Origin of the sequence: Chelativorans salis (assembly GCF_025336525.1) — a bacterium.
GTDB lineage: Bacteria > Pseudomonadota > Alphaproteobacteria > Rhizobiales > Rhizobiaceae > Chelativorans > Chelativorans salis.
In genome coordinates this window covers 236,533-251,625 of the sequence record NZ_JAOCZP010000007.1, presented here as the reverse complement: position 1 = coordinate 251,625, position 15,093 = coordinate 236,533, and the positions used below count along the sequence as shown (strand labels likewise).

Sequence of the window (15,093 nt, the reverse complement as noted above, 5' to 3'; positions counted from 1 at the left end):
TGGCTATTGGTCACGCATGAATCGACGAGAACTTCACACCCGTTCGATCTCTCGAACAGGGTAACTTTCTCTCGAAAACGTGTCCGCCAAAGTCTCGTCTGGAACCCCAATACCCTCTCGGGCACCAGGATCCCGCAAGCCTCTGCCGCCCACGTTTCCCTTTCTTCTATCTTCAATTGTCAAAGAACAGACAACGACTTGCTGTCTTCGGGCCAACGCGATCTTGGCTTCAGCCCTATGAGTGTCGCTCGCGCGGCTCTCTGCATGGATTAACAAGAGCAAGCATCTCTGTCGCCAGCGGCGCCGCCGCCCTCGTTGTGGGGCGTATATAGTCGTCACCCGCTTCGAGTGTCAACGGGGATTCTGAACTTTTTTGAATTTTTTACGACGCCCTATTCGCGCGTCACCGCCCTGCGGAAACCCCGCACCGACGTTCAGCTTGTGGAAGGCCACATTGGAGCCCAATTCCCTTCCTACGTCGTGTTATATGGGTGTGTCGTAAGCTCATTTCCAGTACGAACTGATTGGGGGGTGTTTTGCGACCACGGTATTGCCAGGCGCGCCGGTGCGGCGCCTGTGCATTGACTTGGCCGATTCTGCCGGGCATGACTTCGTGCGCGGATCTGGAGCCGCCGGCAAGTGCGGCCGGATTAATGGGAGCAGGAAACGACGTTGGAAGAGGCAAGCGCGAGACCTCCCCTCGATGACCAACCGCCACTGATAGCGGATGGGCGCAGCGGTCCCCCCGACCGCCGCGAGATATCGGCGCGCTGGCTTGTCGGCACCTTTCTGACCGGCCTGACATCGACTGTGCTCATGGGCGTTGCACTGTCGGCGGCCCTCGACGGACGCGAGCAGCTTGCCACGCCACCGGAGATCGCGCTTCTGGAAGATATGGCCAAGGGGTCGGGCGAAGCAGCCAAGACCGCCCGTCTTATTCCGTCGCGCGCGCTGGCCAAACCGAGCGACCGCCGTCTGATGGAGGTGTCGACGGTACTGAAGGAAGGCGACCGCGACGTCGTGCGCACTTTGCCTTTCGTCCACGTCAGGATGGCGCTCGCGGCCGGGCACACCACCAGCAAGGATTACCCGCCCTTCGATCCGCTTTCCGTCTTTGCCGAAGATGGCGCGGCCAGCGCCGCCCGCACGGGCCTTATCTACGGGGCGAAGGTGGAAAGCGAAGTCAGCCTGCGCACACTCCCGTTTCCATTGCAGACGGCGTCGTTCGATGAGAAAAGCGACCTGACGGCCGAGGAAGTCGAGCAGGTGGTGCGCACAACCAGCGCAATTCTCACGGAAGGCGACGTCCAGGTTGCGGCGCTGCATTATATAGACCCGCAGCGGTTTGGCGAATCGCTCGCCACCCAGGCCCTTTCCCACTTCGGCGCGCGCATCGTCCAGGAAAACGTCTCGATTGCGCCGCGCAATACTCCCGGTGGACCGTCGACCGGCTTTGCCGAGGACATCATCTCCTTCGCCGAGGATAAGCCGATCCTCGACGCCTTCCACGATGCCGGCTACGAGGGCGCGGACGTTACGGGCATGGCAGAGGCGATCGCCAAGCTGCTCAACACGAATGCGCTCAAGGCTGGTACCTTGCTGCGCGTCGGCATCGAAGCCGGAGAAGAGACCAGCGATGTCGTGCGCACAAGCGTCTATAACGGCAGGCAGCACCTTGTAACCATCGCCGTGGACGACCGGGGCCAGTTTGTTCCGGCGGAAGAACCGAAATCGGGAGGGGAGCTCCTGGCCACGCTCGACGACGAGCCCCAGCCGCCGGTATCCCGTGCCGATCTTCCGCGCGTGTATGATGGGATATACAACGCTGCTTATTCCTACGGTCTCACCAAGCCCATGACGCGGCGGCTCATCCGTCTGCTGGCGGCCGACGTCGATTACCAGTCGCGCCTTTCCCTCACCGATCAGGTCGAAGTTTTCTTCTCTCAGCCCAACGAGGACGGAAGCGCTTCGGAGAATTCCGAGCTTCTCTACGTCTCGGCCGCCTTCGGCGGCAAGACGCGGACTTATTACCTCTTCGAGCTCCCCGACGGCAGCACGGACTATTTCGATCGCGAGGGCCGTAGCGCGCGGCCGTTCCTGCTGCGCAACCCGGTGCCCAATGGCCGCTTTACCTCCGGCTTCGGCATGCGCCGGCATCCCATTCTCGGCTATTCGCGCATGCATACGGGCGTCGATTGGGGTGCGCCGCGCGGCACGCCTATCATCGCTTCCGGTGACGGTGTGGTGGAGGAAGCCGGCTGGTCGGCAGGGTACGGACGCCAGACCATCATCCGTCATGCCAATGGTTACCGCACCTCCTACAACCACCAGAGCGGCATCGCCAAGGGTGTCGTTCCCGGTGCCACCGTTCGCCAGGGGCAGGTGATTGGCTATGTCGGGGCCACCGGCCTGGCGAAGGGGAACCACCTGCACTACGAGCTGATCGTCAACGACCGCAAGGTCGACCCGATGCGCGTGCGCCTGCCTGACAGTCACACCCTCGAAGGCGAAGCACTCGCTGCTTTCGAGCGCGAGCGCGAGCGCATTGACGATCTGCTGCAGGACTCCTTCACCAAACCGCTTCCCGTCCTGGCCAGAGTGGACGACTGAAAGGCCTAGCGGCTCGGCGCGGGCTGCCCGCGCTGCCTACTCCACAAACTCCACCGTTACGCCCGGCTTCACCCGCTTGGCGAGTTCCTGAGCATCCCAGTTGGTCAGCCGCACACAGCCATGGCTGTAGGTCTTGCCGATCTTAGAGGGCTCTGGCGTGCCGTGAATGCCGTAGGTCGGTTTGGACAGCGCGATCCAGATAGAGCCCACGGGACCGTTCGGCCCCGGCGGGATGGTCAGGACACGGTCGTTGTTGCCCTGCTTGAAGTTTTTCGTCGGATTATAGGTGTATTCGGGATCGAAGGCGACGCGCGCCACTTCGTGGGTACCGGTGGGAGAAGGCGTATCGCCGGAGCCGATGGTGGCGGGATAGGCAGCGACGAGCCGGCCGCGCGCATCGTAGACTCGAACTTGCTTACTGCTCTTGTCGGCGACGATGCGCGCAACGTCATACGTCGCCGGCTCGCCGGGATTGGCCACCCTGATGACCGTGCCCGGACGGTTGAAGTTGGCGTCCGGATTGAGCGCGACGAGATACTTTTCGTCCATATGGAAGCGCTCGGCCAGCATCTCGGTGACGCGCGTATAGCTCAACCGTTCGAGAGTGGCCTTCTCGCCATAGTCCTCCGGCACGGAGGCGATGTAGGGTCCGGCCGCATCCTCCGCGGTGATCGTATATTCGACAAACGCCGGCCCGCCGGTTTTCTCCAGCTCCGCGGCGATCCACTCCTTGTCATACGTCTTCAGCCGCTCGCCCACGATCTCATGATAGGCGCTGATGGCCTTGTTGACGTTATCGCCCATGCGCCCATCGATCACCCCCGGTGAGGCACCGGCGCGGTCAAGGAGCACCTGGTACTTCGCCACCTCCTCATTGGCGCCGTGCACGTCCGGGATGGTGGTCTCGAGCCCCCGGTCCTGGCCCGGGAGCAACTGCTCACGCCCATCGTTCGGCGGCACGGCTGCCAGCGCTCCCCCTTGGCCGGACGGCGAATCGAGCGGCGCGCGCCGTATGCCTGGGTCTTCGCGCTCCACCGGGGGATAGGCTCCATAGTCCTCCTCCACCGGCGGCATTTCCTCATACTCGCCGTAGCGCGGATCGACATAGGGATCGTCATAGCGCGGCCTGCGATAGCCGCGCTCGCCATAGGGATCGACCCCTTCTCTGATCGCCGCTTCGCGGTCGCGGTGGAAACGCTCGACGTCCCTCGGATCTGTGAAATCATACTCTCGCCGGCCAAGGTCGCGGGAACGCATCTCGCGACGCAGATACTCCGGTGGCGGCGGTGGGGGCGGTGCCGCGATGACAGGCGCACGGATTTCGACCACGCGGCCCGTACGCGGATCGACCACGACCTCACGCCCATGCTGGTCGATATAGACGTCGAACTCGTAAACCTGGGCAAGCTGTATGCCTTCCGGCAAGCGCAGCGCTTCTTCCGCCTGCAGAGCAGGTACGGCCGTCAAAAGACCAAGCAGCAAGGCCAAGGAATATTTCTTCAACACATCCCGCTCCCCGCCGACGTTTGATGACTGCCGGCGCTTGTACGAATCGCACCCATCGCGAACTTAGCGTGCCGCCTAATACATGATCGAGACATGAAAATGGCCGACCCTGATCTTCCTCGCCATGAACTGAAATAACCATCCTCATGCTCCTTCGGCAACCTCAGCCAGGGCGCCATGTCTCCCCTCCTCCTTGCGGGAGGGGAGAGGGGTGGGGGTGGCTGCGCTCGTGTGCCGGTCGTTTGTGATTGGCCGCTTTGCTCGCTGGGAGACATGGGTCGGAGATGCACGTCGCCACGCCCCCACCCCTTACCCCTCCCCGCAAGGGGGAGAGAGGCGTCAGCATCGCGCCTTCCCTGGCGAGGACGTGCTTATCCGTTGCCGCGCTTCCTTTTCGAAGCCGGGCTATGTCAAAGAACGTGGGAAGCGGGGCGCGTTGTCCGAGCCACTCTATTTCTTTTTAAGGCGCGTCCAACGCGCCCCGCCGGAGTCTGTCCCGCAGTCGGCCGGTCACTCGGCCTCCCCGCCCTTCCCGGCTGCACCCGATTGGGGGCTTTGCCGGGCCGGACGAGAAGCCCTGGCGGCTTCTCCGCAATGCCAGCAACGCTGTCACCCAGCGCTCCCGGCACCGCCGGCCTGTCGCGGGCCCTCAGGCCTCCGGGTACCGAGCCCGAAGGGGGAGGTCTCCGCCGCCCTCCCTGATCCCCGGTCCGGACCCGGTTCCCGCGAGAGCGATGGGGCTATGATAGGGGCGGCTTGGGCAGGGGGGCGGATTTTCCTGCGAGAAAAGTTTGCAGGTTGTGGGGGATCAATGGGTTGGCGGGAGCGAGGGGCGAAATTTATCCCCGCTTTGGACCATATCGTTGGTCCAGTCGGTGTCCGTGATCGCTGTTCAGGCATGGATCCTCGGGTCAAGCCCGAGGATGACGAGTTGTGTTGAGGCTGCGGCTAATCGCAAGCCTCGGCGATTTACGCCGCCCTTACCACTGTCGTCATCCTCGGGCTTGACCCGCGGAACCATGCCGCGACCTGTCCAACGTTCCGGAATGGGTCCCGGATAAGCCTTTGTCCCTGATGACGCGCGCGTTTGAGGGGGGCGTTCGGCCTCTGCTAGGCGGGGGCGGGGCGGTCTTTGGCAGACCAATCAGGATCCCGCCAGCCCGAGTTCCCTTTGCATCTTCTTCGGCAGCCCTGCCGCCACCAACCGGTGGCTCTCGCCGAGATACTCCTTCAGCGCGGCATCATCCATGGTTTCCGCCGTCTGGCGCTGGATCCATTTCATGCCGCGGGAGGCCAGATAGGGTGCGGGACGCAGGCCCGGTTGCTCCTTGAGGATGTCGTAGGCGAGGTCGGAGCACTTGAAGGTGACCGCCACCATCTCACCATCGCTCCATCCGCCGATGGCGAAGACCTTGCCGCCTACTTTCCAGACGTGGGCGCCGCCCCACTGCACCACATGAGTGGTATGGGGAAGGGAGGCGCAGAAGCTATTGTAGTCTTCCAGCTTCACCCGCGCCTCCCTTTCAATGTTACGCCGCCTTTTCGGCCGCTTCCCCGGCAGGCTTCTTCGGCCGGAAAATCAGCCGGTCGGACCCTGCGGTGACCTTGACGGTGGAGCCGTCGAAAATCTCCCCCATCAGGATCTTCTCGGCAAGCGGGTCCTGCAGCTCCTTCTGCATCACCCGCTTCAGGGGCCGCGCGCCATAGGCAGGATCGTAGCCCTTGGCTGCCAGCCAGTCGACCGCCTCCTGATCCAGGTCCAGCGTGATCTTGCGGTCGGCCAGAAGCCGCTCCAGCCGCTTGAGCTGGATTTGCACGATCTCGCCCATATCCTGCCGGCGCAGACGGTGGAAAAGGATCACTTCGTCCACACGGTTGAGGAACTCGGGCCGGAAGGACGCCTGCACGACGCCCATCACCTCGTTGCGGACCTTATCCACGTCCTCGCCCTCGGCGAGATTGACGAGGAATTCCGCACCCAAATTCGAGGTCATGATGATGAGCGTGTTGCGGAAGTCTACCGTACGGCCCTGCCCGTCCGTCAGCCGCCCGTCATCGAGCACCTGCAGGAGCACATTAAAGACGTCCGGGTGCGCCTTCTCGATCTCGTCGAACAGGATCACCTGATAGGGCCGGCGCCGCACCGCCTCGGTCAGCACACCGCCTTCCTCATATCCGACATAGCCGGGAGGTGCGCCGATGAGCCGGGCCACGGAATGCTTTTCCATGAACTCCGACATGTCGACGCGTACCATCGCCTGCTCGTCGTCGAACAGGAAGTTGGCCAGCGCCTTGGTGAGCTCCGTTTTGCCGACGCCAGTGGGGCCGAGGAACATGAAGGAGCCGATCGGCCGGTTCGGGTCCTGCAGGCCGGCACGCGCGCGACGCACGGCCTTGGAGACGGCCTGGACCGCCTCGCCCTGGCCGACGACCCGCCTGGCAAGCTCGTCCTCCATGCGCAGGAGCTTCTCGCGCTCGCCCTGGAGCATCTTGTCGACTGGAATGCCGGTCCAGCGCGAGACGATGTGCGCCACGTGGTCCGGCGTCACCGTCTCTTCGACCATGGAGCCGGAACCGTCCTGTGCCTCCGCCTCGACAAGCTTCTTCTCGAGCTCGGGGATACGGCCATAGGCCAGTTCGCCGGCGCGCTGGAACTCGCCCTTGCGCTGGGCGATGGCGAGTTCGTTGCGGGCCTCGTCGAGCTGCCGCTTGAGGTCGGCGGCAAGGCCGAGCTTGTCCTTCTCCGCCGCCCATGTGCTGGTCAGCCGGGCCGACTCTTCCTCGAGCCCGGCAAGCTCCTTCTCAAGTTTCTGCAGCCGGTCCTTGGAGGCTTCGTCCTTCTCCACCCGCAGCGCCTCGCGTTCGATCTTGAGCTGCATGATGCGCCGATCGACCTCGTCCAGTTCCTCGGGCTTCGAATCGACCTGCATCCTCAGTCGCGATGCGGCCTCGTCCACAAGGTCGATCGCCTTGTCGGGCAGGAAGCGGTCGGTGATGTAGCGGTTGGAAAGGCTGGCGGCGGCCACCAGCGCCGAATCGGAGATCCGAACCTTGTGGTGCTGCTCGTACTTCTCCTTCAGACCGCGCAGGATGGAAACCGTGTCCTCGGCCGTCGGCTCGTTTACGAAGACAGGCTGGAACCGCCGGGCAAGGGCGGCGTCCTTCTCCACATGCTTGCGGTATTCGTCGAGCGTCGTGGCGCCAACGCAGTGGAGTTCGCCGCGCGCCAGTGCCGGCTTCAGAAGGTTAGACGCATCCATCGCGCCATCGGCCTTGCCGGCTCCTACCAGCGTATGCATCTCATCGATGAACAGGATGATACCGCCGGAGGCCGCCTGGATCTCCGAAAGGACCGCCTTCAGCCGCTCCTCGAACTCGCCGCGATACTTTGCGCCGGCGATGAGGGCGCCCATGTCGAGTGCCATGAGCTGCTTGTCCTTCAGCGATTCGGGCACGTCGCCATCGACGATCCGCAGCGCCAAGCCCTCGGCGATGGCCGTCTTGCCGACACCCGGCTCGCCGATCAGTACCGGATTGTTCTTCGTGCGCCTGGAGAGCACCTGAATGGTGCGGCGGATTTCGTCGTCGCGGCCGATCACTGGATCGAGCCTGCCGGCCCGCGCCTCGGCCGTCAGGTCGCGCGCGTATTTCTTCAGCGCGTCGTAGCCCTGCTCCGCGCTCGCCGAGTCGGCGGTGCGTCCCTTGCGGATATCGTTGATGACCTGGTTGAGCGCCGTCGGCGTTACGCCTGCCTTGGCGAGTATATCGGCGGTCTTGGCAGATTTCTCGACAGCGAGCGCCGTCAAAAGCCGCTCGACGGTGACGAAGCTGTCGCCCGCCTTCTTGGCCACCTCCTCCGCGGTGGCGAACACCTTGGCAAGGGGTTGCGCCAGATAAAGCTGGCCGCTGCCGCCCTCGACCTTCGGCATCGCCTCGAGTGCCGCCTCCACGGCAAGCTTCACGTCGCGCACGCGCCCGCCGGCACGCTCGATGAGCGAGGCGGCAAGGCCTTCCTCGTCATCAACCAGCACCTTCAGGATGTGCTCGGGCGTGAACTGCTGGTGGTTCTTCGAAAGAGCGAGTGTCTGGGCCGACTGAATGAAGCCGCGCACCCGCTCGGAATATTTCTCAATGTCCATCTCCGCGTCTCCATCTCCTTGACCGACCCGCTTCGCGGCATCGGCCAGGCTCATGTGACGGACCCCCATCCGGCAATGATCGAGATCAATACCGGTCTCTCGGCTGGTCCAACTGCCCGAGATATGGGAACAATCGGCCATGCCAACAAGATGAATGCACCAACGCAAAGCGGCGGGCAATGCCCGCCGCTTCAAACGTCGCAAATTAGTCGCTCAGCACTCAGCCCTGTGCAGCGGCCTCCTCGGCAGGCTGTTTCTCGTCTGCGTCGGATGTCTCGGCTGCCTTCTTGCGGGGCCGGCGGGGACGCTTTGCCGGCTTCGGCGCTTCCGCACCCTCTTCGCTGGCTGCTTCGGTCTCCTTGGGCGCGGCATCCTCTTCGTTCCCATCGGCATGGCCGTTGGACTTCGCACGGTTGGCGCCGTTGCCCTGGCGGTCGAGCGCAACCTCGGCGGGGATGCCGTCGATCACCGGCTGCGGGCCGGAACCATCGTCGACACGTTGACGCTGACGCGGCTGTGGCTGCGCCTCGGAGCGGCTAGGCTCCTGCTCGTCGCGATCCTCGCGCTCGTCGTCGTCCTCGCGATTGTCGCGCATGTTCTGCTGCGGCTGCTGCTGTGCCTGAGCAGCGGCGATAAGCCGGTTGTAGTGTTCGGCATGCTGCAGGTAGTTTTCGGCCATCACACGATCGCCGGAACTCTGCGCATCGCGCGCCAAGGTCGTGTATTTATCGGCAACCTGCTGTGCGGTGCCGCGGATCTTCACATCCGGACCATTGCTTTCGTAGCTACGGGTGAGCGGGTTCGGCCCCTTGCGGTTATTGTTGCCGCGTCCGCGCATACGCCTGTTCTGCTGTTGTGGCCTCATTCCATTCTCTTCGTTTGAGACAACTATCGATTCGAGTGTTGATTTCGGAGAAAACGGGCACCAAGGCCGTCCGTCTCACAATTTCCCCTGGCGATGTGCCGCACCTCGATAGGCACGAGGGCCATCCTGGTCCGCTTGGTGTCACTTGCCCGATGATCCCCGCACGAAGCACATGCGTCGATAACGCAAAAAGGCAGTCTGTCCGCGGGAACCGAATCGAAAACGGCACTGCCTGCTTCGTCTCATCCGGCACGGCGGAACCTAGCGACATTCCCGCACCTTGCCAAGTCTTTTTTCCAAGCCCTCATCCGGAGCGCACAGGCATGAACAACATGGCCCTGTCGCGCCCACCCAGATCACGTGCCGTCCTGACGGTACTGTAGCCTTCTTTAGCGAAGATGGCCTCCACGGCGGACTTCTGGTTGTAACCCGTCTCCACCGCGACGGCGCCTTCGCCTTCCAGGTGGCGATGTGCTCCGGCGGCAATCGATCTGTAGAAATCAAGTCCGTCCGCCCCGCCGTCCAGCGCGGCTCGCGGATCGTGTTCGCGCACCTCACGCGAAAGCGTCTCCAGATCGGCCGTCGGTATATAAGGCGGATTGGAGACGATCAGGTCGAACATGCCGTCGACATCCGTCAACCAGTTGGACCTCAGCGCGACGAAGCGCTCTCGTTGCCCGTTTATATCGGCATTGGTGCGCGCCGTTGCAAGGGCTTCTTCGGAAATATCGACACCCACCGCCTCTGCCTCGGGCACCATGCTCAAAAGCGCCAGCGCGATCGCCCCGGTTCCCGTGCCGAGGTCGAGGATGCGGCAGCGCCCGCGTGACGCAACGATCCGCCGCGCTTCCGCAAGCGCCAGATCCACCAGCGTCTCCGTATCCGGCCGCGGCTCGAGCGTCTGAGGGGAAAGCTTGAGCGTCAGCCCATAGAACTCGCGGAAGCCGAGGATGCGGTACACAGGTTCGCCCGCGCGGCGGCGCGCCAGCGCAGCGTCGATCTCGCCCACTGCCTGCCGCGTGACCGGCCGGTCGGGATCACTGATCGCATCGGTTCGGGACGTGCCCGTGAAATGCTCCACCAGAAGGCGGGCTTCGAAATCGGCGTCCTCGGCCCGGCACTCGGCAAGCTGCCGTCGCACGGCCTTCAATAAGGTATCGAGCGTTGCTCCAAGCGCAATCTCCTCGCGCTCAGCCATCCGCCCCTGCATCGGCAAGCAGCTTGGAATGATGGTCGGCGATCAGCGCGTCGACCACCTCGTCCAGCTCGCCCTCCATCACCCGGTCGAGCTTGTAGAGCGTCAGGTTGATGCGGTGGTCGGTGACCCGCCCCTGCGGAAAGTTGTAGGTGCGGATGCGCTCGGAGCGGTCGCCGGTGCCGACCTGCAGCCGCCGCGCCTCGGAGCGCTCGTCGGCCGCCTTCATGCGCTCGGCATCGAACAGCCGGGCACGCAGGATCTGCATGGCGCGGGCGCGGTTCTGGTGCTGCGACTTCTCCGCCTGCAGGACCACGATGCCGGTGGGGATATGGGTGATGCGCACGGCAGAATCGGTTGTGTTGACGTGCTGGCCGCCGGCGCCCGAGGCGCGCATCGTGTCGATGCGGATATCTTCCGGCCGAACATCGATGTCCACCTCCTCCGCCTCCGGCAGCACGGCCACCGTGGCGGCCGAGGTGTGGATGCGCCCCTGGGCTTCGGTGGCCGGCACGCGCTGCACGCGGTGCACGCCCGATTCAAACTTCAGCCGCGAGAACACGCCGCGCCCGGAGACCGTGGCGATGATCTCCTTATAGCCGCCGGCCTCGCCCTCGCTGGCCGACACCACCTCCACACGCCAGCCGCGCTCGGTGGCATAGCGCTCGTACATGCGGAAGAGATCGCCGGCAAAGAGCGCGGCCTCGTCGCCGCCGGTGCCGGCGCGGATTTCAAGGATGGCGTTCTTCTCGTCCGCCTCGTCCTTGGGCATCAGGAGAACCTGCAGCTTCTGCCGCAGTTCCTCCACCTTCTCCGCCACCTCCTCGTGGTCGGCCTCGGCCAGTTCGCGCATCTCCGGCTCGGTTGCCTTGTCGACGAGCATCGCTTCGAGATCGTCGAGTTCTGCTTCCGCATTCCTCAGGGTGCGAATGGCGGCTGCGACCTCCTGCAATTCGGCGTATTCGGAGGCGAGTTTCACATAGGCTTCCGGCGACGGCCCGGCCGCCATCTGCGTTTCGAGAAGCTCGAAACGCTTCAGCACCTGGTCCATGCGGTCGCGCGGCAGTTCTGTCATCGGTCGGGTCTTGCACTCAAAGAGGAATATCGTGTTCGCGAGCGAATGCGGTCAGCTCGGCCCGGATATCGGTCTTCGCACCGTGATTGGCAAGAGCATCCTCCATCCGCTCCATCAACGCCTCGAGCGGCAACTCGCACAGCATCGCCTTGACGGGACCGATGGACGCCGGCGCCATGGAGATCGAGCGGTAGCCGATGCCGAGAAGCGCCATCGCGGAGATGGGCCGCCCCGCCAGTTCCCCGCACAGCGTCACCGGCGTATGCACGGCCTGTCCCGCCTGGGCGATCTGCCGCAACAGCCGCAGGAAGGGCACGCCGAGCGGGTCGAAGCGCTCGGCAATCCGCGTGTTTCCCCGGTCCGTGGCGGTGACGAACTGGAACAGGTCATTGGAGCCCACCGAGACGAAGTCCACCGCCTGCATCAGCTCCTCGAGCTGCCATAGGAGCGCAGGCACCTCGATCATCGCTCCAAGCTTGAGGCTCGTCGGCAGGTGGTGGGCGAAGCGCGACAGATGCCGCACCTCGCGGTCGATGATGGCGCGGGCCTGGCGGATTTCGTCCACCTCCGTCACCATGGGCAGCATCAGCTTCAGTTCACGCCCACCCGCCGCCTTCAGAAGGGCGCGAATTTGGGTGCGCAGAAGCCCCGGCCGGTCGAGCGTAAGCCTTATGGCACGCCAGCCGAGCGCCGGATTCTCCTCGTGCTGCGCCCCCTTGAAATAGGGCAGCACCTTATCGCCGCCGATATCGATGGTACGGAAGGTGACCGGCTTGCCGTCCGCAGCAACGAGCACCTCGCGGTAAAGCCGCTCCTGAGCCTCTACGCGCGGGAAGGTGAGAGCCACCATGAACTGCAGCTCGGTACGGAAAAGCCCAATGCCCGCCGCCCCTGAATCGGCCAGTTGCGGCAGATCGACGGCAAGCCCGGCATTCATCAAAAGCTCAACCGGCACCCCGTCCTTGGTCTGCGCCGGCTTGGCGCGCAGCTCGTGGTAGAGTTTCTGTCGCCGCGCCCGGAAGCGCACCTTCTCCGCATAGGCCGTCTCGATGTCACCCTGCGGGCGCAGGTGCACCTGCCCGTCCTCTCCGTCGACGATGATGGCATCGCCGTTCTCCGACATGGAGACCGCGCCCTTTACCTGGCCCACCGTCGGCAGACCGATGGCACGCGCGACGATGACGATGTGGCTGGTCGGCGCCCCGTCCTCCAGCACCAGCCCGCGCAGACGTTCACGCGGATAGTCGAGCAGCTCCGCCGCTCCCATGGAGCGGGCGACGACGATCGCGTCCTTCGGCATGACCTCGGCCAACGCGTCCGCGCCCCGCCCCATAAGCTGGCGCAGGAGCCGGTTGGCCAGATCATCGAAATCGCTCATGCGCTCGCGCAGATAGGGGTCGGTCATGTGCAGCATGCGCGCGCGCATGTCGCTTTGCACCTTCTCCACCGCGGCTTCCGCCGTCAGCCCGTTGCGCACGGCCTCTTCCAGCCTGCGCACCCAGCCGCGGTCGTTGGCGAACATGCGGTAGGCCTCCAGCACCGCCCGGTGCTCGCCTTCGAAGGCGACGTCGCGGCGAGACAGCATGTCGTCGATGGAGAGCCTGAGCGATGACAGCGCCTCGTCCAGCCGCTCCAGCTCCTGGTCGCTATCCTCGTTGAAAAGATTGGTGACGACGATGCGCGGTTCGTGCAGCACCACATGGCCGAGCCCCACCCCATCGTTGAAAGGCAGGCCCTTCAGGTTGACCGAGCGACTCAAGTCGAGCTCGATCCCCGGCCGCGTCAGCCGGGCGAGATCTCCGGTGGCGATCATCTCGGCGATGACCATTGCCACCGTCTCCAGCGCCTCCTCCTCGTCCTCGCGGTAGTGGCGCTGGGTGCGGTTCTGCACGACGAGCACGCCAAGCGTGCGGCCGGCACGCAGTACCGGCACGCCGAGGAAGGAGTGATAGGCCTCCTCCCCTGTCTCCGGCAGATAGGCGAAGGCAGGGTGCTTCTGCGCGTCGGAAAGGTTGAGCGGTCGCGCGCTGGCGGCGATGGAGCCGACAAGACCCTGGCCGAGGCGCAACTGCGCCAAGTGCACCGCGTTCGGGTTAAGGCCTTCCGTGGCGTAGAGCTCGAGCACGGAGTCAGCGCGCAGGATATAAAGCGAGCAGACCTCCGCCACCATGTTCTGGGCGATTTCGCGCACGATTCGGTCGAGCCGCTCCTGCGGCTCCATCGCCTCCGCCATCATCTCGCGGAGGCGTCTTAATAATACGCGCGGGCCTGCGCCGGTCTCTCGCATCGAGCCTCACTCCAAAACCCCGCCCGGCACCACCGGTTTGGCAGCACCAGAGACATGGTTCAAGACACATGTCTTTATTGCTTATCGAGACCGTAGACGGAATGCAAAGTCCGTACCGCCAATTCCGCATAGGGGCCGTCGATCAGGATGGAGATTTTTATCTCCGACGTCGTAATCGCGCGGATATTGATGCCCTTCTCCGCCAGGGCCTTGAAGGCGGTGGCGGCGACGCCAGCATGGCTGCGCATGCCGATGCCGATGACCGACACCTTGACGAGGCCGGCTTCCGACTGGATGGCGTCGAAGCCGACACTGTCCTTCGCCTTTTCCAGCACGCTCACCGCCTTTTCCAGGTCGCCGGTGGGCACTGTGAAGGTCATGTCCGTCTTCGAGCCGTCCTCGGACACGTTCTGAACGATCATGTCGACATTGATGTTGGCCTCGGCCAACGGCCCGAAGATGCCGGCCGAAACGCCTGGCCTGTCGGCCAGCCTGCGCAGCGAGATCTGTGCCTCGTCCTTGGCGTAGGCGATGCCGGTGACGACTTGCTGTTCCACGATTTCATCCTCGTCGCAAATGAGCGTTCCGGGCGGGTTGTCGAAATCGCCCATCCCCGGCGCATCAGGGTCCTCGAATGACGATCTTACGAAAGTTCGGACCCCGTGCACCATGGCCAGTTCCACAGAGCGCACCTGCAGCACCTTGGCCCCTTGCGAGGCCAGTTCGAGCATCTCCTCGAACGATATCCTGGAAAGCCGTCGTGCCTTGGGCTCGATGCGCGGGTCCGTGGTATAGACGCCGTCGACATCGGTGTAGATATCGCAGCGATCGGCTTTCAGCGCCGCCGCAACCGCCACGGCGCTTGTGTCGGACCCGCCGCGCCCTAGCGTGGCGAGGCGGTTGTCGGGCGCCAAGCCCTGAAAGCCCGTGACCACCGCCACCTGCCCCGTACCCATGCGGCGCACGATCTCGCCGCCGTCGATCTCCAGGATGCGCGCGGCGCCGTGCGCGCCGTCGGTGCGGATGGGGATTTGCCAGCCCTGCCAGGAGCGCGCGTCGACGCCTATCGACTGCAGCGCGATCGCCAGAAGGCCGCTCGTCACCTGCTCGCCGGAGGCGACGATGGCATCATATTCCCGCGCATCGAAGAAGGGCGAGTTGGCGCCGCAGGCCTTGGGCATCTCCCGCGCCCAGCCCACCAGCTCATTCGTCTTGCCGGCCATGGCCGAGACGACGACGGCCACCTCGTGGCCCGCGTCCACCTCGCGTTTGACATGGCGCGCCACATTGTGGATGCGGGCGATGTCGGCGACGGACGTCCCGCCGAATTTCATCACGATGCGCGCCATGGCTTTCTGGAGGTGCCTTTACTCGGAAGTCGGGCCTGCCCGGACGATGAGGTTGAAAGGCGCGGCG

9 protein-coding genes are annotated in these 15,093 nt (G+C 64.3%); 1 reads left to right on the top strand and 8 read right to left on the bottom strand.

Features of this window, described 5'->3' with window-relative positions; genetic code table 11:
• The first annotated feature begins 672 nt into the window (after positions 1–672).
• Positions 673–2,610 carry a M23 family metallopeptidase gene (locus N5A92_RS20970; protein ID WP_260906023.1) on the top strand — a complete coding sequence of 646 codons (1,938 nt, stop codon included), beginning with the start codon at positions 673–675 and terminating at the stop codon, positions 2,608–2,610.
• A gap of 36 nt (positions 2,611–2,646) precedes the next feature.
• Here the strand turns inward: N5A92_RS20970 and N5A92_RS20965 are convergent, their stop codons facing one another.
• The 8 genes from N5A92_RS20965 to N5A92_RS20930 form a co-directional block, all read right to left on the bottom strand.
• Positions 2,647–4,113, bottom strand: coding sequence for a L,D-transpeptidase (locus N5A92_RS20965; protein ID WP_260906022.1), 1,467 nt, complete (start codon positions 4,111–4,113; stop codon positions 2,647–2,649).
• A 1,147-nt stretch (positions 4,114–5,260) separates the two neighbouring features.
• Positions 5,261–5,626 carry an MmcQ/YjbR family DNA-binding protein gene (locus N5A92_RS20960; RefSeq protein ID WP_260906021.1) on the bottom strand — a complete coding sequence of 122 codons (366 nt, stop codon included), beginning with the start codon at positions 5,624–5,626 and terminating at the stop codon, positions 5,261–5,263.
• 19 nt (positions 5,627–5,645) lie between these two features.
• A complete protein-coding gene (clpB, locus tag N5A92_RS20955; protein WP_260906020.1) occupies positions 5,646–8,255 on the bottom strand; it encodes an ATP-dependent chaperone ClpB in 2,610 nt (869 codons plus the stop codon).
• Positions 8,256–8,475: 220 nt separating this feature from the next.
• On the bottom strand, positions 8,476–9,120 hold the full coding sequence (locus N5A92_RS20950) for a DUF4167 domain-containing protein (RefSeq protein ID WP_260906019.1): 645 nt from the start codon (positions 9,118–9,120) through the stop codon (positions 8,476–8,478).
• A gap of 304 nt (positions 9,121–9,424) precedes the next feature.
• A complete protein-coding gene (gene prmC / locus N5A92_RS20945) occupies positions 9,425–10,318 on the bottom strand; it encodes a peptide chain release factor N(5)-glutamine methyltransferase (RefSeq protein WP_260906018.1) in 894 nt (297 codons plus the stop codon).
• Positions 10,311–11,390 carry a peptide chain release factor 1 gene (prfA, locus tag N5A92_RS20940; protein WP_260906017.1) on the bottom strand — a complete coding sequence of 360 codons (1,080 nt, stop codon included), beginning with the start codon at positions 11,388–11,390 and terminating at the stop codon, positions 10,311–10,313. The genes prmC and prfA overlap by 8 nt, the downstream gene beginning before the upstream one ends.
• A 16-nt stretch (positions 11,391–11,406) precedes the next feature.
• The gene (gene ptsP / locus N5A92_RS20935) at positions 11,407–13,677 is read right to left on the bottom strand and encodes a phosphoenolpyruvate--protein phosphotransferase (protein WP_260906016.1); all 2,271 of its coding nucleotides are present in this window, start codon (positions 13,675–13,677) and stop codon (positions 11,407–11,409) included.
• 74 nt (positions 13,678–13,751) lie between these two features.
• Positions 13,752–15,026, bottom strand: a complete 1,275-nt coding sequence (locus N5A92_RS20930; RefSeq protein WP_260906015.1) for an aspartate kinase — start codon at positions 15,024–15,026, stop codon at positions 13,752–13,754.
• Positions 15,027–15,093: the final 67 nt, after the last annotated feature.